This is a genomic window from Parafrankia sp. EAN1pec (genome assembly GCF_000018005.1).
GTDB classification, from domain to species: Bacteria; Actinomycetota; Actinomycetes; order Frankiales; family Frankiaceae; genus Parafrankia; species Parafrankia soli.
Window position 1 is genome coordinate 4,789,391 of the sequence record NC_009921.1, and the last position, 25,474, is coordinate 4,814,864.

Genomic DNA, 25,474 nt, shown 5'->3' on the forward strand with positions numbered 1-25,474 from the left:
GCTCACCCCTCCCGGCCGCCGCGGCGCTCGGCGGGCGCGACCCGCTCGGCAGGCATCCCGCGCCCGTTCTGGTCGGAGGAGGACGATCCGCGCAGCGCCTCGGCGACGTCCTCGGCGGTGTCCCTGATCCCGCCCAGGGCTCCCTTGACGCGGTGCCGGGACGAGCCCTCGGTGACCTCGCGCATGAGCCCCGGCAGCCCTCCCACTTGTTCTTTGGGCTGGATGTCCAGCCGGTTCACGGCTTCGGCGAACCGGAGGTAGGTGTCGACGCTGGCGATCACGATGCGCGCGTCGATGGTGAGGATCTCGATGCCCACCAGGGCGACGCGCACGTAGGCGTCGATGACGATGCCCTTGTCAAGTACGACGTCGAGGACGTCGGCGAGTCCGCTCGGCCTGGGCGCCCGTCCCATGGGATAGCTGGCGACGGTCATGGCGCTGTCCTCGCCTTCTCCCGGAGGCCCGGCCTCCGGACGGTTGCCCTGGGTTCACCCGCCTCCGGGACGGCTGACCTGGTTCTGGCGTTGGCCCAGTCGTCGTCCGCGGCCAGGAGCTGGCCGGCACGAGCGAAGGCGGCTTCGGTCTCCTGCGCTGACAGGCCCAGCGACTCACGGACCTGTACCAGGCTGGCGCGAATCTCCAGCAGCGCGTGGCCGAGGTCGTCGATCTGCGTGGCGGTCAGCCCCCCGCCCTCCATCCGGCGGATGGCCTGTCGTTCCAGCACCTCGCGTAGCAGTTCCAGGACGACCACCACGAGCTGGCCGAGCCCGCGCCCCACGTCCTGCGGGTCCGCGTCGAGCCGCAGGCGCCGGTCGTCACCGCGCCCGGCGGTCGTCATGGCCAGACCTCGCCGGTTCCCTCGAGTGCGGTCTGGACGCCTACCAGAAGCAGACGAAGATCGATCCTCAGGAGGTCCACGCCGGCGAGGGCGACGACCACGTCGCCGCTGACGACCGCGCCGGTGTCGACCAGCCTGTCCAGCAGGTCCGCGAGCGGCTGCGCCGAGTTGCGGGCGGGCCGCCCTCCCGGGCGGTCCCCCGGCCGCTGCCGGGTACCGACGCCACCGCCCCGGTACCGCGGTGTCGGGACGAATCGCTGATCAGCCACGCTCCTCACCTGGTTCGAACTCTGGATCGTCACCCGGCCGATCCCCGGTCGGGACGGAGAACCGGACGGGCGCCGCTTCCGCCGCAACGCGAGTTGTTCCCTCGCGGGGCGCTGTCGCGCGGGGCGCTGTCGCGCGGGGCGCTTCCGCCGGGCCCGCCCCGGCGGAACCCGACCCGCGGTCGGAACCGCTCCTGCCGTCCCCGCCCAGTGTCAGATGGACGAAGGAGTAGGGCGGCCACGGCCCGGTCACCGCGGCGACGTACCCGGCCTCCTCCAGCGGCGGACCCAGCCGCTCCGCCGTGTCGAGGAATCCCTCCTCTTCGTCGCGGTCGACGAGGTAAGCGCAGTCGAAGACCCTGTCCGGCCGGCCAGGACGGCGGGCCACGTCACGCGCGTGGACCAGCAGCTCCCGGTGCGTCCACTCGACCAGCCGGGCTGTCTCCTCGCGTCGTCGCTCCTCCTCACGCAGTTCGTCCCGGCGGGCCGAGAGGTACGCGGTGCCCGCACCCGGACGAGCGATGTTCCCCGCGTCCGCGGCGCCCGCCGCGCAGGGCGTGGCCCTGGTCGACTCGCCCGCGCCTGTGGACCGGAAGACGCCGCTCGCGGGGGGTTCGGTCGGTCCCGCGGCGTCGATCCGGAATCCCCACTCGCGCGCGTCGCGGAGCGCGTCGAGGGCGCGCGGCAGCTCGGTATCGGGATCGTCGAGGACGACGGCTGCCTCGCTCTCGCCGGGGAGGACGGTCCCGAACCGAAGCGGCAGCACGGGCGCGAGATCCTGCAGTTCCCGCAGGACCTGATCGTGGCCGCGGGCCAGGGTGGCGAGACGTCCCGTCTCCGACAGGTCCTCCTCGACGTCTCGCAGCAGCTCCGGGTCGATGGCCGAGACCACGAGCGAGACCTGGCCGCGAGTGACGGCACAGACAGTCGTTCCTTCGGCGAGGCCTGGCAGGCCCGAAACGTCGGTACCGGCGGGGACGATCCCGTAGGCGTAAAGCGCCCGGGCCCGCTCGACGCCCCCGGGCGACTGCCCGTCGCGGCTGCCTGGCCCGGGGCCGCCGTGGCCGGCTGGCACCGGGCCGTCGCGGTGGGCCTGGCGGTGCTCACTGTGCTCCCGTCGGCCTGCGCCCGCCGGCGAGGAGCATGTCGCGCTCGCCACCCCCCGCTCGCAGGCGGCTCTGGTGATCTCCCGCGCCAGGAGTCGGGCGAGTTGCCCACGCGCGACCTCGCGGGCTTCGGCCACAGCTTCGTCCAGGACGCCCGGCGCGAGCTGGACCGCCAGTTCGTCGAGGCTGCCGAAGTCAGCGTCTTCCGGGGCCACCGTCATGCCTCCGTTCCGCGTCCCGCGCCCAGAACGGCCGCGGCTCGTCGCGGCGGGCGGCCACCTCCACCGGGGCTCCGGTGGACGGCTCTGCCCGGGATTCGACCGCGGCCGCCTCCCGGAACGGGAGACGCTCCCGCACCGAACTCTCGAGAACGGCGAGTCTGGAGCGCAGTTCCTCGTTCTCCGCATGGAGCGCCCGCATGGTCTCGTCGCGCAGTTCCCGCTCCTTCTCCTGCTGCAACGATCGCGCCTCACGGCTGTAGAAGGGGTCGGTGGTCCACCAGTCCAGACCCATTTCGCGTGCGGTGTCGGCTGATGCGATGAAAAGCCGCAGTTTGAGCGTGAGCAACTCGACGTCAAGAACGCTGATGACGACGTCGCCGACGATCACTACTCCCTTGTCGAGAACTCTCTCCAGTACATCGGCGAGAGAGTCCGAGCGCGGCCCGCTCAGCGCGCGCAACCGCGGGGGACCGGCAAGAGAGCCGCGATCGACCGTCATGACTCACGTTCTTCCGAATTCCGCCGTGCCGAGTCTCCGGCTTACCTACCCATATCGGCCGTGTACGTGCTCAGTCGGTGGCGCCGCGCACGAACCTCCGCAGCCGCTCATAACCCACCAGACAGCCCCTTTCGTCGACGTCGAGCCGGTAGGTGGCGAGCACGCTGGTCGTCGACGGGATGCGTTCCAGCTCGGTGAGATCGACCAGCAACGACCATCCAGAGTCCGTCCGGCGTGCTCCGGTGACTCGCTCGGGATCCTGCCCCACGAGAGTTCCGAACTCCGCCAGCGAACGGCTGACGACAGCCGCGAGTCCGTCATTTCCAGCCATCTGTCGCGCTCGTCCGCCGTCATCCGCCGAGCCGTCGCGTGGCATGACACCTACATGTGGTCTGTCGGCCGCTCCTCGGGTTCATGGCGGCGGCCGATGAAAATTCCTACGTGTGGCCGCCCTGCCCGGCGGAAGCCGCCGCAAACCCGTGGCCCGCGATGGGATTCCTCTTCCGGATTCTGGCCGAATTATCCTTGGATGGCGGTTCGGGTGTTTCCCGAGGTCTGGGTGTTTCCTGCCCCCCGCGCCGTGAGTTCTCCTGGCCTGATCGGGCACAGTCGGCCGACCGGCGGTCGGCCGGGCGTATCGGGGCCCGGCCGGCGGGAACAGTCAGGGCATGACGGCATCCGGAGCGACTGACTACCGAGGCCGGGCTATCGGTGGGTCCTCCTCCGGAAAATCCTGTTCTATTCCGAGCAATATCAGCATCTGTTCTACCGGATTTACCTGGAAGGGTCCCTTTTTTCGACCTGGCGGAGCCACGGAATCTGGCTGAAACTCCTCGGGTCGCTGACTTCCCTGATGCATTTCGCGAGCATATTCCGCGTCGCGCCAGGTGTCGTGGCGGCATTGTCGAGAGTCCCGTATCCCGTGCGTCGAGACAGATGTCCCGGGACGGGACAGTCTGCGTGGGGAGCCGGCGCGGGAACTCGTTGTCGGCGCAGGGCAGTCGGTCAGCGGTTCGTGGCGGCGTCGCCGAGCAGGGGCATCCCAGTCCCGCAGGAAGCGGTTGAGGCCGTACCGGTCGAGCGCGGCCTGGCGGGCCCTCACGCCGTGGGCGCGGGCGAGCTGCGGGTTCGCAAGGCGTCCACCGGCGCGGCGCCGGTGGCGAAGCGGGTCAGCAGATCGTCGGTGTTCTCCCGGTTGATCGTTGCTTGGATTGTCACGATCCCGTTCGCGGCCGGTTGCGCGGCGGGGGTGTACGGGCTTACACAGATACCCCTTCAGCCGCTGGCTGCGAGCGTGGTCACCCTCGTCCTGCTGGTCCTGCTCACGGCGCTGTGGTTCGCGCTGCGCAACGCTCCCGGGCCGGTGACATCAGCTCCGATCTCGCCGGCGGTCCGGACGAGACCGGTAAGGCGGGTAAGGCGGTCCCCGTCCCCGTGCGGCCCGGCACCGGATCGGTGATCGTGCACGGCGAAACCGGACAGTCCACTGAGGAGCGTGAATCCTCCAGCGCGGGTACGACCTTTCGTGCCGACCGCCGCACCCCTTTGTAGGCGCCATAGACCGGAACCGGTCGCCGACAACCTCGACAGGAGCACCATGTCCGACCGGACCGCCCCCGCGTGCCTTGGCCGCGGCGCTGTCGATACCGGTGGTGCGACTCATCCCCGCACCGTGGTGATCGTCCGGCATGCCTTGGCCTTGCCGAAGAACGGCTGGACGGGGGTGGACGCCGCCCGGCCGCTCACCGCGCGTGGAATCCGCCAGGCGAAGGCCTTCGCCGGCGTCGTGGTCCGTGACCTGCCGGTCCGTCGGGTGCTCACGAGCCCGGCCCTGCGCTGCGAGCAGACGGTTGCCCCGCTGGCCGTGGACCGGGCACTGCCCCTGCGCCGCTGCGCGGTGCTCGGTGTCGAGGGCTCCGCGGAGAGCCTGCTGGATCTGCTCGCCTCGGACGAGGTCGAGGACAGCGTGCTGTGTACGCACGGCGAACGGATCAGATGGTGAAGCCCACGATTAACGTGTGGTGGACGACCTGACCGCGGGGCCCAGCGGTCCCGGCAGGCGGGTAGCAAGCGGGGAACGGCGACGGATGACTTCGGCGAATGAGACGGGGCGCGGCGACGGCAGGCAGCAGGGCGACGACGCCGGGTTGCTGTTGCTCGACGAACTGGCGGCCATCCAGGCGGATCTGTACCGGGCGGAGCGGGCGCGGCGCGCTGACCTTGAAACGGTGCACCCGCGGCATCGGGGCAGCGCCCGCAATATGCTCCACTATCTGGCGCTGCGCAGCCGCGACATTCGGGCCGTTCAGGGGGAGCTCACACGGCGCGGCCTTTCTTCACTCGGCCGGTGCGAGCCGTGCGTCGCGGCCAGCCTGCACGCTGTCATGGACAGTCTGCGTGGCTCACTCGGGTCAGGTACCGCCCTCGCTGCTGATGCTGTCGATGTCGAGCCCGGCATCCCGAGTTACGACGAGGGCTGGCAGCGGATCGAGGCGAACGCCGGCGCGCTGCTGGGCCCGCCGCCACCCGAGCATGATGTGCGGATCATGGTGACGCTGCCGAGCGAGGCCGCGATTGACGCGGCCCTGGCCCGCGAGGACGCCACCCCGCTCGCCACGGCCCTGCGGGAGCGGCCGGTCGCGCCGAAGGACGGGCACTGGGCGACCTTCGTGCGCAACCACGACGAGCTGACGCTTGACAAGCCGAGGGCCGCCTCGCGGTGCGCACCCCGATGCAGTGGACCGGTGGTCCCAATGGCGGGTTCTCGACCGCCGGGCCCGACCGACTGGTCGGACCCGTCGTCGAAGGCGACTTCGGGCCGGCGAATGTCAACGTCGCGGCCCAGCAGGACGACCCCGGCTCACTGCTGTCCTGGTTCACCGCGATGATCCGTGCGTACCGGCGCTGTCCGGAGTTCGCCTGGGGCACCTGCACGGTGCTCGACTGCGCCGATCTCCCGTCCGTGTTCGCGCACCGTACCGATCTCAACGGCCAGACCGTCGTCGCGGTGCACAACCTCGGCAGGGAGCCCGCCGGCATACGCCTCGCGCTCGCCGGTGTCGAGCGCGGCGACCGGCTGGTCAGACTGGCCGGAGCGGATGGAGCCGGCGGTGACCTGGTCGCCGGTGACGGCGGCGCCGTCGAGCTCGACCTGGACGGCTACGGCTTCCGCTGGCTGCGAGTTCGTCGCGGCGGGACGGATGGATAGGTGCGACCGACGGTCGGCGAGTCGGCAGCCTGGCTGGGGGCGTCGGCCGAACCGGTGAGGATGGCCGCGAGCTGCTGGTCGGTCATGGCGGGCAGTATGTCGAGCCGTGGACAGGCAAGGTGACGGTGTGGTCGATGGCTGGCTGGTGGCGGAAGTGCGGGCAGCGCTCGCGGGTGCCGCCGATCCGGCGAGGGCGCCCGGCATGCAGGCGTACATGAAGTCGGACATGCCTTACCGCGGTGTGCCGAAACCTGTCCGGACGCGGGTGCTGCGCCCCGTCTTCGCCGCGCGGACGCTGGCGGACCCGCTCGGCTGGACGGCGACCGCCCTCGCGCTGTGGCGGGAGGCCGCATACCGGGAGGAGCGGTACGCGGCGATCGACCTGACCGGTCACCGCGCCTATCGCGCCTATCAGCAGGCGGGGACGCTGGAGATGTACGAGGAAATGGTCGTCACCGGCGCCTGGTGGGACTACGTGGACGAGATCGCCTCCCACCGGGTCGGCCCACTGCTCGCCGCCGACCCCGCCGCGATCCGTCCCGTGGTACTGCGCTGGAGCCGCGACGGCGACCTGTGGCGGCGCCGCACGTCGATCATCTGCCAGCTTTCGTTCAAGGCAGCGACCGACCTTGACCTCCTGTACGCCTGCATCGACGCGAACCTCGACGACAGGGATTTCTTCATCCGCAAGGCGATCGGCTGGGCGCTGCGCCAGTACGCCTGGACCGACCCGGCGGAGGTCCGCCGTTTCGTCACCGCTCGCGGCGACGCCCTGTCGCCCTTGTCCCGTCGCGAGGCGCTGAAGAACATCGGCTGATCCGTCTCGTACCTGCGCCGGCGGACCAACCGGGCCGCAATCGCGCAGAAGCGAGAGATGAGCGATTGCGGCATTCGGTCTCGCTGATGGGATCAGGGCAGGGGTGGCCGTGGGCGGCGAGCTGCTCGCGGACGGCTTCGCGGGTGCGCCGCGCGTGGCGCCCGATCCGTCCCCGCGGGGCGTCGTCGAGCTGCGGCGGAGCGTTCGGGGTCGGCGGGCGGCGCTCGGGAAAGCTGATCGGTAGCCGGCGGGTCCGCAGGTTCGCCCGCCGCCACCGGACATAGTCCCCGAACCGGGTCGGGGGGTCGGCCGGCGCGAGGGACGGGCCGCCGCGCCGCGCACGCCGGACCACGACGGCCGCCCAGCGTTCCCGGTCGCCGCTGGCAGAGTCCGCCGTGAACGTCCACGTCGCGTGGACCACCTCGGACCAGGCGATGCGCCGCCGGTGCCACGGGCGGGCGACGACGAGCCCCGCGGGCTCGAAGCGGATCGACGTGCCCCACCACAGCAGCGGGGTGAGCAGCAACCACCCGGCCGCCGCGATCCCCGCCCCGGCGTTCGCCGACAGGCCCAGGAGCAGCGCCGGAACCGTCCCCACCAGGACCGCGGGCAGGAGCGCCACGCCGAACGCCTCGGTGAACTGCCCGGGTAACGCCCGCACCGTGACCGGGGCACCTGGCGGGCGGCCGGATGGCGGGTCGTGCGCCTCGCTCACCGGCCCAGTGTGGGCGTCCTTGCCGCGGGGACGCTGTCGAGCAGCGGACACCGCCTGCGCTGGTGGAGGTCGGCGACCTCAAACGGGCCGAGCAGGTTCTGATCCGGTTCGAGACGGCGGCCAGGCGGCGAGGGCGCCGCTCCGCGATGGCAGCCGCTGCCCGCAACCGCGGCAACCTGGAAGCGCTCCGCGACAACCCGGGCGCGGCCGACGCAGCCTTTCGCGCGGGCCTCGCTGAGGCAGAGCAGATCGAGCTGCCCTTTGAACGGGCGCTGCTCCGCCACTCCTACGGCAGCTTCCTACGCGGGGCAGGCCGGCCCGCAGACTCGGTCAGGCAGCTACAGGCCGCCCACGACACCTTCACCCTGTTGGACGCCCGTCCATATCTGGACCGCTGCGAGAGCGAACTGGTCGCATGCGGATGGACACCTCGGGAGGGCCGTCGCCGGGAACGGGACGCATCCCGGTTGACCACGCTGGAGCTCGCCGTCGCGAAGTTGGTCGCCGCGGGTCTCACCAACCGTCAGGTTGCCCGGGAGCTCGTCCTCAGTGAGAAGACCGTCGAACACCACCTGCGCGCCGTGTTCGGGAAGCTGCATGTGACGTCTCGTCCGCGGGACGGAACTCGCCGACGGGGGCCCGCGCTGCCCACTGGTCGACTTTCCTCACGCTGTCGTGGAGGGTGAGGAATCATAACGTGTCGGTCAGGGGGATCCGGGCATGTCGCAGCTGCGTGAGGACATCGAGCAGGCCAAACAGAAGATGCGGCTCAGGAGCAGGAGCAGCCGAGAGATCAAATACCTTGCGGAACACCTGTGGGAGGGTGAACGCGTCGAGCGCCTGGCCAGGGGCTCGTGCGGTAAGGGCGGTGGACTTGTGGTACTTACTGATCGCCGCCTGCTGTTCGTTTTGGAAGGTCGGAAGCGGAGGGCCAGCGAGGAATTCCCGCTGAGGAACGTCTCCTCGGTGGAGTGGGCTGCCGGGCTGGTACTGGGAAAAATTGTCGTTCTCGCATCGGATAGCCAGGCGGAGATCACGAACGTGAACAAGCGTGCCGGCAGGGAGATCGCGGATCTGATCCGGAACCGTCTTGGCCTGGCGTCACCCGCTCCGACTCCCGTCGCCGTTCCGCCTGGCGATCCGGACCTAAATGATCGGCTGCGCAGGCTCGGTGAGCTGCGAGAAGCAGGCGTTCTCACCCGTGAGGAGTTCGAGGGCAAGATGGCCCGCCTGCTCCGACCCGGGTGAGGCCCGCGTCGATGACAGCCTCGCGGGGCGAGGAACTCGAAGATCTCCCGCGAATGTCGCTGTCAGCTTTCGGGCCGCTACTTCCCGGGGGCGGGCGTACATACCGTCACAGGATCGGTAGGTCCAGGAGTAATCTACTCGTGCCCGTCAAGTGTTCCAGTGCGGTGGCGGGCGCCGACAAATGGGGGCCAGCGTGGATCTTCCTGTACTGAATCGTATTTACGTCGGAGGCCGCGCGGTGCTGCCCCTACTCGCGGTCCTCGTGACGCTCGGCTTGTCCGGGTGCGGTACCTCGGATGCGGAGGCGACGCCTTCGCCCGCACCCGGGCAACAGGGCACGCCGGCCACCAGCGGAAACAAGCCTGCGGAACCGACGCTGCCGTCGGCCGGCGTGGGTGCGAACCCCTGCGCGTTCGTGTCCAAGTCGGAGGCCGAGAAACTTGCCGGCACGTCGCTCAACAGCCCCGTTTTGCTGGCCGAGACGTGCACCTATACAGCGCCACCCAGCGGGCCAACGGCCCAGGTTGAGATTTTCGTCGGGGAAACTGCCGAGAATTATCTTACCGCCGAGCGTGGCATAGGCCACGATCTCCGCCCGTTGTCAGGAGTTGGCGACGAGGCATATATCGAGGATGGGGGGATCTTCGTCAACAAGGCCGGACGCTGGGTATCGGTCAAACTGGTGCGCAGCAACGACCCGGCGGAAAACAACGGGCCACTCGAGGACCTGGCGGGCACGGTTTCCGACCGGATCTGACCACCCGGGACATGGGTGTGGTGCCAGAAATTGGCCCGAATCCGAAGCCTGCCCCCGGCCCGGCCACGTCGGAGGTGCGGGACGGGCGGTTGACTTCTTCACTGGTCCGGTAGGAATGTGGCCGCAACAGGGGCCCCGGCTGGTGGCTCCGACCGGAGAGGTGCTGATCTTTACCGCGACGGACGATCTTCTCGCGAACGTCGAGACCCATGCTCGCGGCTTCGACCAGGGTGACCTGCCGCGGCTGCCCGAGCTCGGCGTCGCGGTCGTGGCCTGCATGGACGCCCGGCTGAACATCTACCGCCTGCTCGGCACCCGGGAGATCATCCTGATCCACCACACCGACTGCGGCATGCTGACGTTCACCGACGACGAGTTCAAGGCGCAGATCGCCGCGGATACCGGCATCCGCCCGCCCTGGGCGGCCGAGGCGTTCGACGACCTCGACGAGGATGTCCGCCAGTCCATCGCCCGCATACGGTCGAGCCCGTTCATCCCGCACACCGACGCGGTGCGCGGCTTCGTCTACTCGGTGCGGGACGGCAGCCTGACCGAGGTCAAGTAGCGAGCAGGTAGCCCACGAGCGCCTGCGGCTGGCTCAGCGCGAGGAGGTGCCCGCCGGGCAACGTGTCCGCCTCGACGCCCAGCCGTTCCCGGGCGACCCGCCGCTGGAAGTCGACCGGGAAGAACCGGTCGTCGGCGCCGGCGGCGACCCGGGTCGGGACGTCGGGCCAGGCGTCGAGGTCACACGTCGAGGCGAACACCGCGGCGCTCTCGGCCCGCTGGTGGGCCTCACCGTCGGCCGCGACCTGGCGCGGCAGATCGTGCAGGAAGTACACCTCCGGATCGAACTCGGTGCCGTACCCGGCCGCCCGCGCTGTGGCGGCCCGCGCCTCCTCGGCGCCGGTGTTGCCCCACCAGTCGCCCGGTGTCTCACCCGGCGCGGGGACCATACCGGGTGGTACCTACCGTTCCTTCAGCCAGTCGACTCCTTCAGCCAGTCGACGAGGTGGGTCTCGCTGAGCGCGGCGCCGTCGCCGGGCACCAGGGTTTCATCATCCAGCGGCGCGCCGAAGTAGCGTGCCCGGGGGTCGGCGACGACGGGGCGAGGGTCGTCGCGGGCGGACAGCACCGCGCGGACGAGGTCGTCGAGCCGGAACCGCTCCGGGCCCGCGATCTCCGTGACGCCGTTCGTCGGTGTCCCGAGCGCGGCGCCGCTGACCCCGGCGGCGACGTCGTCCGCCGCGATCGGCTGGATGTGCACCGGGGGGACGCGCACGGTGCCGGCCTCGGTGCCCGCGTCGGCGATGCCGCCGACGAACTCGAAGAACTGGGTGGCGCGGACGACGGAGTAGGGGATCGGGCCGGCCGCGACCAGTGCCTCCTGGGCGCTCTTCGCGCGGAAGTACCCGCTGGCGGCGAGGCGTTCGGTGCCGACCACCGAGAGCACCACGTGGTGCCCGACCCCGGCGGCCGCCTCGGCGGCGAGCAGGTTGGCGGTCGAGGTCTGGAAGAAGCGCAGCACCGCGTCGTCCTCGAACGATGGTGAGTTCGACACGTCGACGAGCACGGCGGCGCCGTCGAGAGCGGCGGCCAGGCCCTCGCCGGTGAGGGCGTTGACGCCCGTCCGGGGCGAGGCGGCCACCGTCTGGTGCCCGATCCCGGCCAGCCGGGCCACAACCCGGGAGCCGACGAGCCCGCCGCCACCGATCACAACGATCTTCATGATGACCCTCTCGCGATGTTCTGGGCACCGAGTTCCGACTCGCCCGATCCGGCCGCGGTCCCCGGGCCCGGCTCCGTCCGGTCGGGGCCACCGCTGCGCACCCAGCCTGGACGTCCGCCGGCGCGTACCCGCGACGACGCGCGGGAGGCAGCCGGACCCGGGCCCGGGCGGCGCTCCTGGGACCGTGAAGCGGGCCGGATCGCGTCCAACGGTTTCGCCCGGCGCCGGACACGGTTAATTATTGGAGTCGGTTTCGGACTCGTCCCTCCGTGGGAGTCGGCGGGACCTACGGAAGGACACGCCGTGGACGACACGGTCAGCTACGCACGGCGGATTCGAGAGCTCGTCGGTGAGCGCCCCGACGAGATCGCGTTACGCCACATCGCGCTGGACGGCGCCGAACCGGCGTTCACCTGGGCCGAGCTCGACCGGCGCTCGGGCCAGCTCGCCGGTGCCCTCGCGGTCCGCGGGCTCGGCCCCGGCGACCTGCTCGGGCTGGGGCTGCGCAACTCGCCGCAGTTCGTGTTCAGCGCGCTGGCGGCCTGGAAGCTGGGCGCCGTGCCGGTGCCGGTGCGCTGGGACCTGCCGGACTGGGAGTTCACCCGGCTGCGGGAGACCGTCGACGCGCCGGTGTTCCTCGGGCCCGAGGACATCCCGTGGATCGACGCGACGGCCGACCTCGCCGTCCCGGACCTGCCCGACGCGACGTCGCCGCAGACCAACGGCATCTGCAGCAGCGGCTCGACGGGCACGCCGAAGGTGATTCTCAACGCGCGGCCGGCCGTCTTCGACGCCCGTGCCACCGCGCCGTTCGTCGACCAGTGGAGCCCGGTACCGCGGCCGCAGGTGATCCTGGTACTCGCCCCGATGTACCACGCCAACGGGTTCTCCACCCTGTACAACCTGCTGGCGGGGGACAGGCTGGTGGTGATGGAGAAGTTCGACGCCGCCCGGGTCGTCGGCGTGATCGAGCGCCACCGGATCAGCACGTTCACCGCCACCCCGACCATGCTGCAGCGCATCGGCGACCTGCCGGACGTCGACGGCCGCGACCTGTCCAGCATCGAGTGGATCATGCAGGGTGCGGCGCCGATGCCGCCGTCGCTGGTGCACCGGTGGGCCGGGCTGATCGGCGCCGAGCGCATCGTGATGGCCTACGGGATGACCGAGGCACTCGGTATCACCGCACTGCGCGGCGACGAGTGGATGTCCAGGCAGGGCAGCGTGGGCCGTGGCTTCCGGGGCACCGAGGTCCGGATACTGGGCGCCGACGGCGAACCGGCGCCGGCCGGTGAGATCGGCGAGATCTACCTGCGCGCGCCGCGGTCGAGCTACGGCGGCTACACCTACCTCGGCCAGGCCCCGCGGCTGCGTCGCACCGACGACGGCTTCGAGACCGTGGGTGACCTCGGCTACCTCGACACCGACGGCTTCCTGTACCTGGTGGACCGCCGGGTCGACGTGATCATCACCGGCGGGGCGAACGTCTTCCCGGCCGAGGTCGAGACGGCGCTCATCGACCATCCCAAGATCGCTGACATCGTCGTCATCGGGCTGCGGGACCCGGAGTGGGGCCGGCGGGTGCACGCCGTCGTGCAGCCCGCCGACCCGGCCCAGCCTCCGTCGTCCGCGGAGGTCATCGCCTACGCGAAGAGCCGGCTCGCCGCCTACAAGGTGCCCAAGACGATCGAGATCGTCGAGGCGCTCCCGCGCAGTGAGGCGACGAAGATCAACCGTGGCGCGCTCGTCGAGGCCCGCGGCGGCTGACCCCGCCAGCCCGAAGGGCCCCGGCCCCGGTGCCGGTCTCGGCGGCGAGGGCGCCGCCGAGACCGGGGTGAGATCACGGTGCGGCGATGGATCCGGCCGTCACGAGTGGGAGGTCGTCCGCCGTGACCAGGCCGGGGGGCGCGGCCACCACGGCCGGAACGGCGTTCACCGCCGGGTTGGCGGTGTGCGCGTCGCGGTCCACGGCGTCCGCGGAGTACTCGAACTCGTAGCGGAGCCGCACGTTGGGGTGCCCGCGGATCTCCATGACGTACCCCTCCTCGATCGGCCAGTCGGGCTCCATGGCGTTGCCCAGCCGCCACAGCAGGCCCAGCTCGATCAGCGGCCGGCCCTGCACGATGCCCTGCCAGAGGCCTTTCAGCCCGCACACGGTGCCCCGCGGGATCGTCATGTAGCCGAGGTCGAGGTCCCTGGTCGCCAGCCCGAACTCGGGTGCGTAGCGCACCTCGTCGAGATCGGCGCCGAGGGCCTTCGCCACCGCCTCGACCGCGTCCTGGAAGACGAGCTGGCGCTGCTTCGCCGCGTCGGCCAGCCCCGGGGTGTCCGGCGGTGACCCGAAGCCGAGCGCCTGCCACGTCTCGGCCGACGCGTAATGGGTGCAGTCGGCCGCCTCGAAGATCGATATCTTCTCCACCTCGCGGCAGAGCGCGGCCGCGGTGAGGCCCACGACACCGGCCAGGCCAGGGTTGATCCCGGTTCCGTACAGGGACACGCCGCCGCGCCGCGCGGCCTCGTGCAGGCGGTTCATGTCCTTCTCGCCGTAGGATCGACCGGTGAGGAAGTTCGCCGTGGAGATGACGTTGATGCCGGCCTCGAGCAGCCGCACCATGTCGTCGACGTCCCACAGTAACGGCATGTAGAGCACGACATCGGGCCGCAGCGCGATGATCGCGTCGAAGCTGCTGGTGGCCTGGATGCCGAGCGGCGGCAGGCCGCACAGGTCGCCGACGTCCTTGCCGTCCTTGTCGGCGCTCCACGCGAAACACCCCACGAGTTCCAGGCGCGGATGCGCGAGGACCGCGCGCACCGCGCTGCGCGCGACACCCCCGGTGGTCCACTGGACGACTCGAATGCTCATGCTCTTCTCCGATCGCTGGGTGGCTGCACTGGACGGCGAAGTGGTAGTCGTCGCCGGGCCAGCCCACGACGCCGCCGGCGGCCAGGCGGGTGCTCGTATTCGGTGACCAGGCCGAGGCGCACCATCTCGTCGTCGAACAGCAGGGTCTCGCCGTCGTGGGTGCCCGCCGAGACCTCGGCGGGCACCCCGGCCGCGTCCAGCTTCCGCCGCCAGCCGTCGCGGGTCGCGTAGATCCGGACGCCGTCGAGCGCGTGCATACCTCAGCCTCCGGCCGGGGTCGGCCGGGGTCGGCGGGACCGGTCACGCGCTGACATGGGCGAGTCTGACACGGGGGAGGGCGGAAAAGACCCAGCGGCGCATGCCGTCGCTAAATCATCTGCCTTCGCTAAATCATCGTCCATGTTGAAGGCAGTCTAATGTTGCCAATGCCCTAGTCAACGGCAGCTGGGCCTACCGGACGAAGGCGGGCATCGTCTCCCAGCCGCGGACCGTCGAGGTGCGGGCCTGGACGGCGTTGTCCCAGTCGATCTCCCAGGTCGGGAACCGGCTGAGGACCTCGTCCAGGGCGACCCTGCCCTCGAGTCGGGCCAGCGCCGCCCCGAGGCAGTGGTGGATGCCATAGCCGAAGCTGAGATGGCGGCCGACGTCGCGGTGGACGTCGAAGCGGTCAGGGTCGGCGAAGCGGCGCTCGTCCCGGTTCGCCGAGCCGTTCAGCAGCACCATGATGCTGCCCTCGGGCACGGTGTGGCCGTGGTGTTCGACGTCGCGGGCGACATAGCGCGCCTGCACCGGTGAGGGCGCCTCGAAACGCAGCAGCTCCTCGATCGCGTTCGGAATGAGCGAGCGGTCCGCGACGAGTTCGCGCCGCTGGTCGGGGTTCTCGGCGAGAATCTTTCCGGTCCAGCCGATGAGTCGCGTGGTCGTCTCGTTCCCGGCCCCGGCGAGCATCGTGACGTAAGTGAGCACTTCCTCTCGGTGGAGCTTGCGGACGGTGCCCGTCTCGTCCTCGAACTCGGCGTTCAGGAGCTCCGTCATCAGGTCGTCGGAGGGATGCTCGGCCCGCCAGTCGATGTAGGCGCCGAACTCGTCGGCGTTGAAGTCCTCCGCCGAGACCGAGAGCTCTTCACCCTCGCGCAGCTGCAGGCCCTCGTCGAGACGGTCCCGGATCGCCTCCTGGTCGGATTCCGGGATTCCCAGGAGAAAGCCGATCGTGCGCATCGGCATCTGCGCGCCGAGGTCCCGGATGAAATCGAAGCGCTCGGTCCCGACAAGGGGATCGAGGGAACGCGCGCAGAACTCGCGGATTTTCGGCTCCAGCGCGTTCATCTTCCGCGGGGTGAAGACCCGGGCGAGCAGGCTGCGGTGAATGTCGTGGATCGGCGGGTCCTCGAAGAGAATGATTCCCGAGGGCAGCTCGATGTTGGCCTTGATGAGCTCCAGGATGGATCCCCGGCCGGACCGGTAGGTGTTCCAGTCACTCAGGCAGGGCTCGACGTCCTCGAAGCGGCTGAGGGCGTAGAAGTCGTACTTCTCGTTGTAGTAGAGCGATGCCTCGTCGCGCATGCGCCGCCAGACCGGGTAGGGGTCGGCGTCGATCTGGGCGTCGTAAGGATCGTAGTAGACGTCGCTGGGGCTGGTTAACGGCATGTTCCACTCCTCCGTTCCGTGCGATCGAACGAGGCGCCCGGCGCGCCGCCGCGCGTGTGAGCCCTGCCACCACTGCTACCGACCGTACCGGGGCAACTGCCCACGCTCGCCGTCGGCGGGACGCGACACGGCAGGTCGGCCGGTGCCGAGGGTGCCCCGTCGACAACGTGTGCCGCTCCACCGCCGGCTCGGTGCCCGCTCCCGGCGATCTCCGCCGGCCCTGTGACTGCCCGCACACCAAGACGACGGTGCTTGGATGTCCTGCTTTCGTGTGGAGCATGCCGCGGGTGCCGGTGCCGCCGGCGGTCCGCCGGCTGTTCCCGGCCGGCGGGTGCCCCGTCCCACGTCGGTGACGATCGACATGGATGCCCAGCCGCCATGGACTACCGTGGCGAGGCCACTCGCCGCGCCGGCCCGGGCGCTGCCCGACCAGCCATGACCACCGGTTCTCCAGCCGCCTCGGAGAGCCGGCCCGACGAAGGAGTTTCTGACCAGAATGCCTCTGCGTGCTCGCCGGTCGTGTCTGGCTGTTCCGGCTTCGAACGTGAAGATGTTGGGCAAGGCGCAGGGGCTTCCTGCCGACCAGATCTTCTGTGATCTGGAGGACTCGGTTGCCCCGGGGGCGAAGGAGTCGGCGCGGGGGAACGTCGTGTCGGTGTTGAACGAGGGTGACTGGGCGGGTAAGACCCGGGTCGTGCGGGTCAATGACCTGACGACGAAGTGGACCTACCGTGATGTCGTGACCGTGGTCGAGGGCGCGGGGGCGAACCTGGACTGTGTGATGCTGCCGAAGGTGCAGACCGCCGCGCAGGTGCAGTGGTTGGATCTGCTGCTGACGCAGATCGAGGAGGTCATGGGTTTCGAGGTCGGGCGGATCGGTATCGAGGCGCAGATCGAGAACGCGCTGGGTCTGTCGAACGTGAAGGAGATCGCGTTCGCCAGCCCGCGGATCGAGACGATCATCTTTGGTCCGGCGGATTTCATGGCGTCGATGAACATGCCGTCCCTGGTGGTGGGTGCGCTGAACCCGGATTATCCGGGGGACCCGTTCCACTATGTGCTGTTCAAGATTTTGGAGGCGGCGCGGGCGCGGGGGGTGCAGGCGATCGACGGGCCGTTCCTGCAGATCCGGGATGTGGAGGCGTTCCGTGGGGTGGCGAAGAAGTCCGCGGCGTTGGGTTATGACGGTAAGTGGGTGCTGCATCCGGGGCAGATCGATGCCGCGAACGAGGTGTACGCCCCCCGGCAGGAGGATTACGACCACGCTGAGCTGATCCTGGACGCCTATGCCTGGCACACCTCGGACGAGGGTGGGCTGCGGGGCGCGGTGATGCTCGGGGACGAGATGATCGACGAGGCGAGCCGGAAGATGGCCGAGGTGATCGCGGGCAAGGGGCGTGCCGCGGGTATGGCGCGTACCGCGGCCTTCGAGCCGCCGGCCGGCTGAACCCCGGTCTGGCTGTTTCTCCGTCGAGACCTCAAGGACACAGGAGCCGTTATGGGCAGGATCGCGCAGACCGATGGGCTGACCGAGGTGCAGTCCGACATCCTCGCGGCGGTGCGGTCGTTCGTGGACAAGGAGATCCTGCCGAACGCGGGCGATCTTGAGCGTAAGGACGAGTATCCCGAGGCGATCGTCGAGGCGATGAAGGAGATGGGCCTGTTCGGGATCACCATCCCGGAGCAGTACGGCGGTCTCGGTGAGTCGTTGTTGACGTACGCGCTGGTGGTGGAGGAGATCGCCCGCGGGTGGATGAGTGTGTCCGGGGTGATCAACACTCATTTCATCGTGGCGTATCTGGTGTTGCAGCACGGTACCGACGAGCAGCGGGAGCGGTTGTTGCCGCGGATGGCGACCGGTGAGCTGCGTGGGGCGTTCTCGATGAGTGAGCCGGGGTGTGGTTCGGATGTGTCGGCGATCACGACCCGGGCTGGCCGTGACGGCGACGAGTACACGATCACCGGGCAGAAGATGTGGCTGACCAACGGTGCCCGTGCGGGTCTGGTCGCGACGTTGGTGAAGACGGATGAGGGTGCGGAGTCGGTCTATCGGAACATGACGACGTTCCTGTTGGAGAAGGAGCCGGGGTTTGGTACCGACGGTGGTATCACGATTCCCGGGAAGCTGGAGAAGCTCGGGTACAAGGGTGTCGAGACCACGGAGATGATCCTGGATGGTCATCGGGTGCCGGCGAGTTCGATCCTGGGTGGCCCCGGGGGGGCGGGTCGTGGTTTCTACCAGATGATGGATGGGGTGGAGGTCGGGCGGGTCAACGTCGCGGCCCGTGCCTGCGGGATCATGATCCGGGCGTTCGAGTTGGCGATCGCCTACGCTCAGCAGCGGCGGACGTTCGGCCATCAGATCGCCGATCATCAGGCGATCGCGTTCAAGCTCGCGGACATGGCGACCAAGGTCGAGGCGGGTCATCTGATGATGGTCAACGCCGCGCGTAAGAAGGACAGCGGGCAGCGTAACGACGTCGAGGCCGGGATGGCGAAGTACCTGGCCAGTGAGTACTGCCATGAGGTGACCACCGAGTCGTTCCGGATCCACGGCGGCTACGGGTACTCCAAGGAGTACGAGATCGAGCGTCTCTACCGGGAGGCCCCGTTCATGCTCATCGGCGAGGGGACGTCCGAGGTGCAGAAGCGCATCATCAGCCGCGCCCTGCTCAAGGAATACAAGCTGCGAGGCTGAGGCTGCGGCTGAGTCGGCGGCCCGGCCGGGACGGCCGGCCGCCAGGTGGGGCCCCGCGCGCGTGCGGGTGGTGTACGTGGACGGATCCGCCCGCCAGGGGCGCTCGCGGGAAGGAACAGGGGTCGTCATGCAGTTTGGCCGGTACTACGAGGAGTTCGAGGTCGGTGCGGTCTACAGGCACTGGCCTGGCAAGACGGTCACCGAGTACGACGACCATCTGTTCTGCCTGCTCACGATGAACCACCACCCGCTGCACCTGGACGCCAACTACGCCGAGCACACCACCCAGTTCAAGCGCAACGTGGTCGTCGGGAACTACGTCTACTCGCTGCTGCTCGGGATGTCCGTCGCTGACGTTTCCGGCAAGGCGATCGCCAACCTGGAGGTCGAGTCGCTGCGGCACGTGGCGCCGGTCTTTCACGGGGACACGATCTACGGTGAGTCGACGGTGCTGGACAAGGTGGAGTCGAAGAGCAAGGACGACCGCGGCATCGTGACGGTCGAGACCCGCGGCCTCAACCAGGACGGCACCCTGGTCTGCATCTACCGGCGCAAGGTGATGGTCCCCAAGCGGTCCTACGGCGAGGCCCGCGGGGGAGAACAGCCCGGCCGGCCCGAGCCCCGGGCCTCCTGACCCACCCCGTCCGTCCGCTGCCGCGGCGACCGACTCCGCGGCCCCTGGCCCGATCACCAGAGAGAACATCATGGCTGATCTGCAGACCTCCCGTCCGGACGGCTCCCTGCAGGACGCCCCTCCCGGCGCGTCCGACGAGCTCGTCCTGACCGAGCACGGCCGGGTGCTCGTCCTCACCATGAACCGGCCGGCGGCGCGCAACGCCATGTCGCTGAGCCTGGCGACCGCGATCGCGGTCGCGCTCGAGCAGCTCGACGCCCGTGATGACCTGAGCATCGGCATCATCACCGGCGCGAACAAGACGTTCTGCGCCGGGATGGACCTGAAGGGCTTCGCCCGCGGCGAGCGTCCGATCGTGCCCGGGCGCGGCTTCGCCGGGCTGGTCCGCCAGCCTCCCCGCAAGCCGCTGATCGCAGCGGTCGAGGGCTACGCGCTCGCCGGCGGGTTCGAGATCGTGCTCTCCTGCGACCTGATCGTCGCCGCGCGGGACGCCAAGTTCGGCCTGCCCGAGGTGAAGCGCGGCCTGGCGGCGGCGGCCGGCGGACTGCTGCGGCTGCAGCGCCGCATCCCCTACCACCTGGCGATGGAGCTCGTCCTGACTGGCCGGATGTGGCCGGCGACCGAGGCGGCCGAGGTCCACCTCGTCAACCGGCTCACCGAGCCGGGCGCGGCGCTCGGGGTCGCGCTCGAGCTCGCCGAGGAGATCTCCGCGAACGCGCCGCTGGCGCTCGCGGCCTCCAAGCAGGTGCTGTCACGATCGGTCGACTGGCCGCTCGAGGAGGCGTTCGAGCGCCAGGAGGAGTACGTCGCGGTGGTGCGCACCTCGGCGGATGCCAAGGAGGGTGCCGTGGCGTTCGCCGAGAAGCGCCCGCCGCGCTGGACCGGCCAGTAACCCGGCACCACCACCACCAGCAGTAGACGAAGCCTCCGCCCTCCGCAGGGCGGAGGCTTCGTCATGTCCGGACATGGTCGTGCCGTGCCGCGGCATGTGCCCTGACCTGGCACGCCGTGCCCCGCCCGGCTCCGGCCCACTCCACAAACCAATATTGACGTCAGTATCAATACTGGCTAGCATGATGACATGGCCAAGAAACTGACCTTCCCGGTGTTCGACGCGGACAACCATCTCTACGAGACACGTGACGCCTTCACCCGGCATCTCCCGGACCGTTACCGCGGCGCCGTCGACTATGTCGAGGTCCGTGGCCGGACGAAGATCGCCATCCGTGGCCAGATCAGCGATTACATCCCGAATCCGACGTTCGACGTGGTGGCGCGGCCCGGCGCTCAGGAGGAGTACTTCCGTGTCGGGAACCCCGAGGGGAAGTCCTACCGCGAGATCGTCGGGGACCCGATGCGCAGCATTCCGGCGTTCCGTGAGCCGGCGCCGCGCATCCAGCTCATGGACGAGCTCGGCGTCGACCGTGCGCTGATGTTCCCGACGCTCGCGAGCCTCCTCGAGGAGCGCATGCGGGACGACCCGGACCTGACCCATGCCGTGGTCCACTCGCTCAACGAGTGGATTCACGAGGTCTGGTCGTTCAACTACGAGAACCGCATCTTCACCACTCCGGTGATCACCCTGCCCATCGTCGAGAAGGCGATCGCGGAACTGGAGTGGGCGGCCGAGCGCGGCGCGCGGGCCGTCCTGATCCGCCCGGCGCCGGTGCCGGGCCTGCGCGGCTCGCGCTCGTTCGCGCTCCCCGAGTTCGACCCGTTCTGGCAGGCGGTGGTGGACGCCGACATCCTGGTGGCGATGCACTCCTCCGACAGCGGCTACTCGCGGTACCAGAGTGACTGGACCGGCCCGCAGGAGATGCTGCCGTTCCGCCCGGACCCGTTCCGCATGGTCACGATGGGGCACCGGCCGGCCGAGGACTCGATGACGGCGTTCGTCTGCGGCGGCGTCTTCGCCCGGTTCCCGAAGCTGCGGGTCGCCTCGATCGAGGCCGGCGGCGACTGGGTGGTGCCGCTGCTCGAGCACCTCGCCGACGCTTACACGAAGATGCCGCACGGTTTCGACGAGGACCCGGTGGAGGCGTTCCGGCGCAACATCTACATCAGCCCGTTCCACGAGGACAACATCGAGAAGCTCGTCGAGGCCATCGGTGTGGACCACGTCCTCTTCGGTTCTGACTATCCGCACCCGGAGGGCCTCGCCGAGCCGTGCAGCTACGTCGACCACCTGCCGGCCGGCATGCCGGAGGAGGACGTCAGGAAGATCATGGGCGAGAACCTCGCCCGTCTCACCGGAATCGCCGTCCCGGTCTGACGTTTCGGCCCTTGCTCGGCTTGGCCCTGCCCGACAGGGGCCGGCGGGTGTGCCCCGTCGCGGAGCGGTCGACAGTGCGGACCTGTTACGGCCATGCTGTGACAAGTCCTCAGGTGACGTGCGCAACCCGTCCGGGACGGGGGAGACGGCCCGCGGCGCCCCGCCCAGGGAACCTCGAGACATCCGCGAAACCGGCAGCCGGGTTGCCCGCCACGGGCGGTCGGCCGGGCTGTGCCCGCGCCATCCGCGGGCGCTGCCGGGTAACACCGTCAGCAGGGGGCCGGCTGGCGATCAGCAGACAGAACGGTCGTCGGCCCGGCGGTAGACAGACCGGACCGGCAGTGAACAGCCGGCCGGTGGACAGAGTTGTCAGTTCCGCGTCGACGAAAGGTGATGACCGTTGGACCTGAACGGACGTTCAGCGATAGTGACGGGCGGTGCCGGCGGCCTCGGCGCCGCGACGGTGCGGCACCTGGCCGAGGTCGGCATGCACGTCGTGATCTTCGATCAGGACGGCGCGGCCGCAGCAACCCTGGCCAAGGAGCTCGGTGACTCGACCTCCGCCGTCGGTGGTGACGTCAACAACGACGAGGACGTGCAGGCCGCGATCGGGGCCGCGCAGGCGGGTGGCCCGCTGTCCGTCGTCGCGAACGTGGCCGGCGGTGGCGTCAAGGGCGCCGGGCGCACCGTCGGGCGGGACGCGACGCCGCACGACAAGCCGGCGTTCATCAAGACCATGGAGATGAACGCGTTCGGCACCTTCAACGTGACCCGGCTGTCCGCCGCCGCGATGGCCGGCAACGAGCCGGACGCGGACGGTGCGCGGGGGGTCGTGGTGAACACGGCCTCGATCGCCGGGATCGAGGGCCAGATCGGCCAGGTCTCCTACAGCGCGGCCAAGGCGGCCATCCTCGGCATGACCCTGCCGATGGCCCGTGACCTGGCCCCGATCGGCGTGCGGGTCTGCGCCATCGCGCCGGGGACCATGGGGACCCCGCGGATGATGGGCGTGCCGGAGCAGATGCGGGAGAAGTTCGTCCAGGACATCATCTTCCCGCGCCGGCTCGGCAAGCCCGAGGAGTTCGCGCTGCTGGTCGAGTCGATCGCCCGCAACTCCTATCTCAATGGCGAGAACATCCGCCTCGACGGCGCTCTGCGCTTCGGCCCCCGGTAGACGATGTTCTCCCTCGACTCGGTCCTCGCGTCCCTCGAGCTCGAAACGGTTGACACCGACCGCTACCGCGCCGGCAGCATCCAGCTCGGCGGCCCGGTGGCGCACGGCGGGCAGCTCCTGGCGCAGTCCCTGGTGGCGGCGCTGGTCGGCCAGGAGGGCAAGAAGGTCAAGACCCTGCACACCGTGTTCGCGCGGGCGGCGCGGCCGGACGCGCCGCTCGACATCGCGGTGACCCGCCAGCACTCCGGGCGGAGCCTGGCGGCCAGCGCGGTGTCGATCAGCCAGGGCGGGCGGCTCTGCGTGCAGTCGCAGGTGCTGCTCACCGGCGACGAGCCCGACTTCATCAGCTACGCCGAGACCCACCCGGCGCCGCCTCCTGTCCCGCCGACCGAGCCGGCGGGCGCCGAGGGCGCGAACGGCACGGCGGGCGCGGCGAACGGCTCCGGCGGCTGGCAGGTGCGCGTCGTCGGCGACGTGGACATCAGCGACCCCGATGCGGTGGGCCCGCCCGAGCTCGACGTCTGGATCCGCTGGCCCGGGGCGTCCGATGACCTGGTGACCTCGCAGGCGCTGTTGGCGTTGTCCACTGACAGCTTCCTCATCGGGACCGCGATGCGGCCGCACCCCGGTGTCGGCCAGGCGTTGGCCCACGTGTCGCTGTCGACCGGGGTGCTCAGCCACACGATCACCTTCCACCAGCCCGGACCGGCGTCGGAATGGGTGCTGCTGTCGCACCGCAGCCCGTACGCGGGGCACGGCCGCAGCTACGGCCAGGGCAGCGCGTACCGCGGCGGGGGCGCTCTCGTGGCGTCCTTCGTCCAGGACAACATGATCAGGGCGATGGCGGCCTCTGGCAGCCGTCACCTGTAAGCCGAGGCGTGATCCACCCCGGTCGTCGTGATCGACCGGGCCGCCCCGGGACCAGTGGTCCCCGGGCGGCCCGGTTCTCCCCGTTCAGGGCGCGATTCGGCGGGCCAGGTGTTCTCCCCAGGGGGATCTGGGCCTCTCGCCAGGCGATAACACATGTGTCGACACCTTCGAGCCCCTTCTGAGAGAATTTCGCATGGTGGCGGTGAGCGACCGGCGTCCTGGATCAGGCAGCGCATGCCGGGCGTCGCTGACCGCCCCTCACCCGGCGACGCCGGGTGAGGGGCGGTCGCGGAACGGGAGACTTCGATGGTGGGCGCCGGATTTCTGTCAACGCCGGCGCTGGCGTCGATTTCGGCCCGGACTCCTTCACCTGCAGGGCTCGAGGTGGGTCGACGTCGCGAGTCTCTGTATGTCTTGACTCCGACGTCGACCTCAGTAATATGAGGCACCTCACAGCGGCGGGACGTGTGCTCCGGCCATGCGAGGTTCGTGGTACCCATCAGAGGAGCGAACTTGTCGGAGCATGAAGCGGTAATCGTCTCGACCGCACGGACGGCGATCGGCACCGCGGGCAAGGGTTCCCTCGTCGACGTCGACGCTTTCGAGCTGGGTACGCAGGCCGTCGCGGAGGCAGTCCGGCGGTCCGGTATCGACAGCGCGGACATTGATGACGTCGTCCTGGGTGAATCGCTTTACGGCGGCGGCGACATCGCGCGTTACGCGGCCATCGAGGCTGGTTTCGCGAACGCCGCCGGCGTCGCGCACAACCGGCACTGCGCGTCGGGGCTCGTCGCGGTGCAGACCGCCGCCGCCTCGATCATCTCCGGGATGGACCGTGTCATCGTCGCGGGTGGGACGAACTCCTCCTCCACCTCGCCACGGGCGAAGCGGCGCCGGCCCGGAACCGACGAGGTCGAGGACTGGTACTCGCCGACCCACCGGAACACCGCCGAGGCCCCGAACTTCGACATGTCCATCACCGTCGGGTGGAACGCGGCCGTCAAGGCCGGCGTCAGCCGCGAGGAGATGGACGCGTGGGCGCTGCGCTCGCACCAGCGGGCCGTCGCGGGCATCGACGCGGGCAGCTTCACCGACGAGATCTTCCCGATCGAGGTGCCCCGGCGGGACGGCACGAGCTTCACCTTCGCCGTGGACGAGCACCCGCGGCGCACCACCAGCATGGAGAAGCTGGCCTCGCTCAAGCCGCTGCACCCCGAGATCGAGGGCTTCAGCATCACGGCCGGCAACGCGGCGGGCGCGAACGACGGCGCCGCCGCCATGGTCATCACTGACGGCGGCTACGCCGCGGAGCACGGCCTGGAGCCGCTGGGCATCGTCCGGGCCTGGGCGTCGGTCGGGGTGCCCCCGGCCGAGACCGGCATCGCCCCCACACTGGCGATCCCGAAGGCCCTCAAGCGCGCCGGCCTCACCGTGGCCGACGTCGACCTGTGGGAGATCAACGAGGCGTTTGCGTCCGTGGCGGTCGCGGCATCCCGGATCCTGGAGATCGACGACAGCCGCGTCAACTTCCTGGGCAGCGGTTGCAGCCTCGGGCACCCGATCGCGACGACCGGCGCGCGGCAGATCATCACGTTGATCCATGAGCTGCGCCGCCGTGGCGGCGGAGTGGCGGTGTCGGCGATGTGCGCCGGCGGGGGCATGGCAAGCGCCCTCGTGCTGGAGGTTCCCGCTCCGCGCTCGAGCTGAGGTTCGCACCGCCGAGGCCCGTGGGCGCCCACGGGCCTCGGCGGTGGTGTTCTTTCCGGCCGCCGTGAGCGGCCGGAAAACAAATGAATAAACGGTTGCCACCGGGATCGCGGGTGGCGACATGCATTTCTGGCACCTTGAAGCCAACGGAATGGCGCATACAGTGATGCATCAGGATATCTGTTACTGGCGGTTAGCATGCCCGACG

The 25,474-nt window shown here is 69.9% G+C and carries 30 protein-coding genes; 18 read left to right on the forward strand and 12 right to left on the reverse strand.

Features of this window, described 5'->3' with window-relative positions; all coding sequences use genetic code 11:
* Positions 1-2: 2 nt before the first annotated feature.
* From FRANEAN1_RS19455 to gvpO, 6 genes are all read right to left on the reverse strand, one after another.
* Positions 3-434 (reverse strand): gas vesicle structural protein GvpA, encoded by a 432-nt coding sequence (locus tag FRANEAN1_RS19455; protein ID WP_020461531.1) that lies wholly within the window; start codon positions 432-434, stop codon positions 3-5.
* The gene (locus FRANEAN1_RS19460) at positions 431-838 is read right to left on the reverse strand and encodes a gas vesicle protein K (RefSeq protein WP_020461532.1); all 408 of its coding nucleotides are present in this window, start codon (positions 836-838) and stop codon (positions 431-433) included. The genes FRANEAN1_RS19455 and FRANEAN1_RS19460 overlap by 4 nt, the downstream gene beginning before the upstream one ends.
* Positions 835-1,107 carry a gas vesicle protein gene (locus FRANEAN1_RS19465; RefSeq protein ID WP_020461533.1) on the reverse strand — a complete coding sequence of 91 codons (273 nt, stop codon included), beginning with the start codon at positions 1,105-1,107 and terminating at the stop codon, positions 835-837. The genes FRANEAN1_RS19460 and FRANEAN1_RS19465 overlap by 4 nt, the downstream gene beginning before the upstream one ends.
* Positions 1,100-2,431 (reverse strand): GvpL/GvpF family gas vesicle protein, encoded by a 1,332-nt coding sequence (locus tag FRANEAN1_RS19470; protein WP_041254392.1) that lies wholly within the window; start codon positions 2,429-2,431, stop codon positions 1,100-1,102. The genes FRANEAN1_RS19465 and FRANEAN1_RS19470 overlap by 8 nt, the downstream gene beginning before the upstream one ends.
* Entirely contained in the window at positions 2,406-2,930 is a 525-nt protein-coding gene (gene gvpJ / locus FRANEAN1_RS37235) for a gas vesicle protein (RefSeq protein ID WP_020461535.1), read from the reverse strand. Before gvpJ ends, FRANEAN1_RS19470 begins: the two co-directional genes overlap by 26 nt.
* 70 nt (positions 2,931-3,000) lie before the next feature.
* Positions 3,001-3,261: a gas vesicle protein GvpO gene (gene gvpO / locus FRANEAN1_RS19480; protein WP_083788288.1), complete on the reverse strand. Its 261-nt coding sequence runs from the start codon at positions 3,259-3,261 to the stop codon at positions 3,001-3,003.
* Between the two features lie 1,266 nt (positions 3,262-4,527).
* Between gvpO and FRANEAN1_RS19485 the strand changes: the two genes are divergently transcribed.
* The 4 genes from FRANEAN1_RS19485 (at position 4,528) to FRANEAN1_RS19495 (ending at position 6,955) form a co-directional block, all read left to right on the forward strand.
* Positions 4,528-4,932: a phosphoglycerate mutase family protein gene (locus FRANEAN1_RS19485; RefSeq protein WP_020461538.1), complete on the forward strand. Its 405-nt coding sequence runs from the start codon at positions 4,528-4,530 to the stop codon at positions 4,930-4,932.
* Between the two features lie 85 nt (positions 4,933-5,017).
* Complete coding sequence (locus FRANEAN1_RS41290) at positions 5,018-5,818, forward strand: hypothetical protein (protein ID WP_157472714.1); 801 nt, start codon at positions 5,018-5,020, stop codon at positions 5,816-5,818.
* Entirely contained in the window at positions 5,815-6,138 is a 324-nt protein-coding gene (locus FRANEAN1_RS19490; RefSeq protein ID WP_157472715.1) for a hypothetical protein, read from the forward strand. Before FRANEAN1_RS41290 ends, FRANEAN1_RS19490 begins: the two co-directional genes overlap by 4 nt.
* Positions 6,139-6,265: 127 nt before the next feature.
* Entirely contained in the window at positions 6,266-6,955 is a 690-nt protein-coding gene (locus FRANEAN1_RS19495) for a DNA alkylation repair protein (RefSeq protein ID WP_020461540.1), read from the forward strand.
* Here the strand turns inward: FRANEAN1_RS19495 and FRANEAN1_RS19500 are convergent.
* A complete protein-coding gene (locus tag FRANEAN1_RS19500; RefSeq protein WP_198145336.1) occupies positions 6,891-7,670 on the reverse strand; it encodes a permease in 780 nt (259 codons plus the stop codon). The genes FRANEAN1_RS19495 and FRANEAN1_RS19500 overlap by 65 nt on opposite strands.
* Positions 7,671-7,732: 62 nt before the next feature.
* Between FRANEAN1_RS19500 and FRANEAN1_RS19505 the strand changes: the two genes are divergently transcribed.
* The 4 genes from FRANEAN1_RS19505 to FRANEAN1_RS19520 all read left to right on the forward strand — a co-directional run bounded on the left by FRANEAN1_RS19505 (position 7,733) and on the right by FRANEAN1_RS19520 (position 10,240).
* Positions 7,733-8,356 (forward strand): LuxR family transcriptional regulator, encoded by a 624-nt coding sequence (locus FRANEAN1_RS19505; RefSeq protein ID WP_041254394.1) that lies wholly within the window; start codon positions 7,733-7,735, stop codon positions 8,354-8,356.
* Positions 8,357-8,390: 34 nt separating this feature from the next.
* Positions 8,391-8,918, forward strand: a complete 528-nt coding sequence (locus tag FRANEAN1_RS19510; RefSeq protein WP_235014067.1) for a PH domain-containing protein — start codon at positions 8,391-8,393, stop codon at positions 8,916-8,918.
* Positions 8,919-9,111: 193 nt separating this feature from the next.
* The gene (locus FRANEAN1_RS19515; protein ID WP_347176676.1) at positions 9,112-9,675 is read left to right on the forward strand and encodes a DUF3558 domain-containing protein; all 564 of its coding nucleotides are present in this window, start codon (positions 9,112-9,114) and stop codon (positions 9,673-9,675) included.
* A 142-nt stretch (positions 9,676-9,817) separates the two neighbouring features.
* On the forward strand, positions 9,818-10,240 hold the full coding sequence (locus FRANEAN1_RS19520) for a carbonic anhydrase (RefSeq protein ID WP_347176677.1): 423 nt from the start codon (positions 9,818-9,820) through the stop codon (positions 10,238-10,240).
* Here the strand turns inward: FRANEAN1_RS19520 and FRANEAN1_RS19525 are convergent.
* The gene (locus tag FRANEAN1_RS19525; protein ID WP_020461546.1) at positions 10,233-10,628 is read right to left on the reverse strand and encodes a hypothetical protein; all 396 of its coding nucleotides are present in this window, start codon (positions 10,626-10,628) and stop codon (positions 10,233-10,235) included. The two genes, FRANEAN1_RS19520 and FRANEAN1_RS19525, sit on opposite strands and share 8 nt — an antisense overlap.
* 23 nt (positions 10,629-10,651) lie before the next feature.
* Positions 10,652-11,401, reverse strand: a complete 750-nt coding sequence (locus tag FRANEAN1_RS19530; RefSeq protein ID WP_020461547.1) for an SDR family oxidoreductase — start codon at positions 11,399-11,401, stop codon at positions 10,652-10,654.
* 303 nt (positions 11,402-11,704) lie between these two features.
* Here FRANEAN1_RS19530 and FRANEAN1_RS19535 point away from each other — a divergent pair, with 303 nt between their 5' ends.
* On the forward strand, positions 11,705-13,168 hold the full coding sequence (locus FRANEAN1_RS19535) for an AMP-binding protein (RefSeq protein ID WP_020461548.1): 1,464 nt from the start codon (positions 11,705-11,707) through the stop codon (positions 13,166-13,168).
* A gap of 73 nt (positions 13,169-13,241) precedes the next feature.
* Here the strand turns inward: FRANEAN1_RS19535 and FRANEAN1_RS19540 are convergent, their stop codons facing one another.
* The 3 genes from FRANEAN1_RS19540 to FRANEAN1_RS19550 all read right to left on the reverse strand — a co-directional run bounded on the left by FRANEAN1_RS19540 (position 13,242) and on the right by FRANEAN1_RS19550 (position 15,911).
* Positions 13,242-14,264, reverse strand: coding sequence for a dihydrodipicolinate reductase (locus FRANEAN1_RS19540; protein WP_020461549.1), 1,023 nt, complete (start codon positions 14,262-14,264; stop codon positions 13,242-13,244).
* A complete protein-coding gene (locus FRANEAN1_RS19545; RefSeq protein WP_020461550.1) occupies positions 14,261-14,521 on the reverse strand; it encodes a hypothetical protein in 261 nt (86 codons plus the stop codon). The genes FRANEAN1_RS19540 and FRANEAN1_RS19545 overlap by 4 nt, the downstream gene beginning before the upstream one ends.
* A gap of 193 nt (positions 14,522-14,714) precedes the next feature.
* On the reverse strand, positions 14,715-15,911 hold the full coding sequence (locus FRANEAN1_RS19550) for a cytochrome P450 (protein ID WP_020461551.1): 1,197 nt from the start codon (positions 15,909-15,911) through the stop codon (positions 14,715-14,717).
* 256 nt (positions 15,912-16,167) lie between these two features.
* Here FRANEAN1_RS19550 and FRANEAN1_RS41295 point away from each other — a divergent pair, with 256 nt between their 5' ends.
* The 9 genes from FRANEAN1_RS41295 to FRANEAN1_RS19590 all read left to right on the forward strand — a co-directional run bounded on the left by FRANEAN1_RS41295 (position 16,168) and on the right by FRANEAN1_RS19590 (position 25,266).
* The gene (locus FRANEAN1_RS41295) at positions 16,168-16,350 is read left to right on the forward strand and encodes a hypothetical protein (RefSeq protein ID WP_157472716.1); all 183 of its coding nucleotides are present in this window, start codon (positions 16,168-16,170) and stop codon (positions 16,348-16,350) included.
* A 57-nt stretch (positions 16,351-16,407) separates the two neighbouring features.
* Positions 16,408-17,358, forward strand: a complete 951-nt coding sequence (locus FRANEAN1_RS19555; protein WP_020461552.1) for a CoA ester lyase — start codon at positions 16,408-16,410, stop codon at positions 17,356-17,358.
* Between the two features lie 51 nt (positions 17,359-17,409).
* Positions 17,410-18,609: an acyl-CoA dehydrogenase family protein gene (locus tag FRANEAN1_RS19560; RefSeq protein WP_020461553.1), complete on the forward strand. Its 1,200-nt coding sequence runs from the start codon at positions 17,410-17,412 to the stop codon at positions 18,607-18,609.
* A gap of 127 nt (positions 18,610-18,736) precedes the next feature.
* Positions 18,737-19,243 carry a MaoC family dehydratase gene (locus FRANEAN1_RS19565; RefSeq protein WP_041254399.1) on the forward strand — a complete coding sequence of 169 codons (507 nt, stop codon included), beginning with the start codon at positions 18,737-18,739 and terminating at the stop codon, positions 19,241-19,243.
* Between the two features lie 70 nt (positions 19,244-19,313).
* Positions 19,314-20,135: a crotonase/enoyl-CoA hydratase family protein gene (locus FRANEAN1_RS19570; RefSeq protein WP_020461555.1), complete on the forward strand. Its 822-nt coding sequence runs from the start codon at positions 19,314-19,316 to the stop codon at positions 20,133-20,135.
* A 189-nt stretch (positions 20,136-20,324) separates the two neighbouring features.
* Positions 20,325-21,515: an amidohydrolase family protein gene (locus FRANEAN1_RS19575; RefSeq protein ID WP_020461556.1), complete on the forward strand. Its 1,191-nt coding sequence runs from the start codon at positions 20,325-20,327 to the stop codon at positions 21,513-21,515.
* 400 nt (positions 21,516-21,915) lie between these two features.
* A complete protein-coding gene (locus FRANEAN1_RS19580) occupies positions 21,916-22,689 on the forward strand; it encodes an SDR family NAD(P)-dependent oxidoreductase (protein ID WP_020461557.1) in 774 nt (257 codons plus the stop codon).
* Between the two features lie 3 nt (positions 22,690-22,692).
* Positions 22,693-23,559, forward strand: coding sequence for an acyl-CoA thioesterase domain-containing protein (locus FRANEAN1_RS19585; protein ID WP_020461558.1), 867 nt, complete (start codon positions 22,693-22,695; stop codon positions 23,557-23,559).
* 513 nt (positions 23,560-24,072) lie between these two features.
* Positions 24,073-25,266 carry a thiolase family protein gene (locus FRANEAN1_RS19590; protein ID WP_020461559.1) on the forward strand — a complete coding sequence of 398 codons (1,194 nt, stop codon included), beginning with the start codon at positions 24,073-24,075 and terminating at the stop codon, positions 25,264-25,266.
* Positions 25,267-25,474 lie beyond the last annotated feature (208 nt).

Bases quoted from the DNA above. Each gene is read 5' to 3' on its own strand.
- FRANEAN1_RS19455 (WP_020461531.1), bottom strand. From the start codon at position 434: ATGACCGTCGCCAGCTATCCCATGGGACGGGCGCCCAGGCCGAGCGGA.
- FRANEAN1_RS19460 (WP_020461532.1), bottom strand. From the start codon at position 838: ATGACGACCGCCGGGCGCGGTGACGACCGGCGCCTGCGGCTCGACGCG.
- FRANEAN1_RS19470 (WP_041254392.1), bottom strand. From the start codon at position 2,431: ATGACGGTGGCCCCGGAAGACGCTGACTTCGGCAGCCTCGACGAACTG.
- gvpJ (WP_020461535.1), bottom strand. From the start codon at position 2,930: ATGACGGTCGATCGCGGCTCTCTTGCCGGTCCCCCGCGGTTGCGCGCG.
- gvpO (WP_083788288.1), bottom strand. From the start codon at position 3,261: ATGGCTGGAAATGACGGACTCGCGGCTGTCGTCAGCCGTTCGCTGGCG.
- FRANEAN1_RS19485 (WP_020461538.1), top strand. From the start codon at position 4,528: ATGTCCGACCGGACCGCCCCCGCGTGCCTTGGCCGCGGCGCTGTCGAT.
- FRANEAN1_RS41290 (WP_157472714.1), top strand. From the start codon at position 5,018: ATGACTTCGGCGAATGAGACGGGGCGCGGCGACGGCAGGCAGCAGGGC.
- FRANEAN1_RS19490 (WP_157472715.1), top strand. From the start codon at position 5,815: ATGATCCGTGCGTACCGGCGCTGTCCGGAGTTCGCCTGGGGCACCTGC.
- FRANEAN1_RS19510 (WP_235014067.1), top strand. From the start codon at position 8,391: ATGTCGCAGCTGCGTGAGGACATCGAGCAGGCCAAACAGAAGATGCGG.
- FRANEAN1_RS19525 (WP_020461546.1), bottom strand. From the start codon at position 10,628: ATGGTCCCCGCGCCGGGTGAGACACCGGGCGACTGGTGGGGCAACACC.
- FRANEAN1_RS19530 (WP_020461547.1), bottom strand. From the start codon at position 11,401: ATGAAGATCGTTGTGATCGGTGGCGGCGGGCTCGTCGGCTCCCGGGTT.
- FRANEAN1_RS19540 (WP_020461549.1), bottom strand. From the start codon at position 14,264: ATGAGCATTCGAGTCGTCCAGTGGACCACCGGGGGTGTCGCGCGCAGC.
- FRANEAN1_RS19545 (WP_020461550.1), bottom strand. From the start codon at position 14,521: ATGCACGCGCTCGACGGCGTCCGGATCTACGCGACCCGCGACGGCTGG.
- FRANEAN1_RS19550 (WP_020461551.1), bottom strand. From the start codon at position 15,911: ATGCCGTTAACCAGCCCCAGCGACGTCTACTACGATCCTTACGACGCC.
- FRANEAN1_RS41295 (WP_157472716.1), top strand. From the start codon at position 16,168: ATGTCCTGCTTTCGTGTGGAGCATGCCGCGGGTGCCGGTGCCGCCGGC.
- FRANEAN1_RS19555 (WP_020461552.1), top strand. From the start codon at position 16,408: ATGCCTCTGCGTGCTCGCCGGTCGTGTCTGGCTGTTCCGGCTTCGAAC.
- FRANEAN1_RS19560 (WP_020461553.1), top strand. From the start codon at position 17,410: ATGGGCAGGATCGCGCAGACCGATGGGCTGACCGAGGTGCAGTCCGAC.
- FRANEAN1_RS19565 (WP_041254399.1), top strand. From the start codon at position 18,737: ATGCAGTTTGGCCGGTACTACGAGGAGTTCGAGGTCGGTGCGGTCTAC.
- FRANEAN1_RS19570 (WP_020461555.1), top strand. From the start codon at position 19,314: ATGGCTGATCTGCAGACCTCCCGTCCGGACGGCTCCCTGCAGGACGCC.
- FRANEAN1_RS19575 (WP_020461556.1), top strand. From the start codon at position 20,325: ATGGCCAAGAAACTGACCTTCCCGGTGTTCGACGCGGACAACCATCTC.
- FRANEAN1_RS19585 (WP_020461558.1), top strand. From the start codon at position 22,693: ATGTTCTCCCTCGACTCGGTCCTCGCGTCCCTCGAGCTCGAAACGGTT.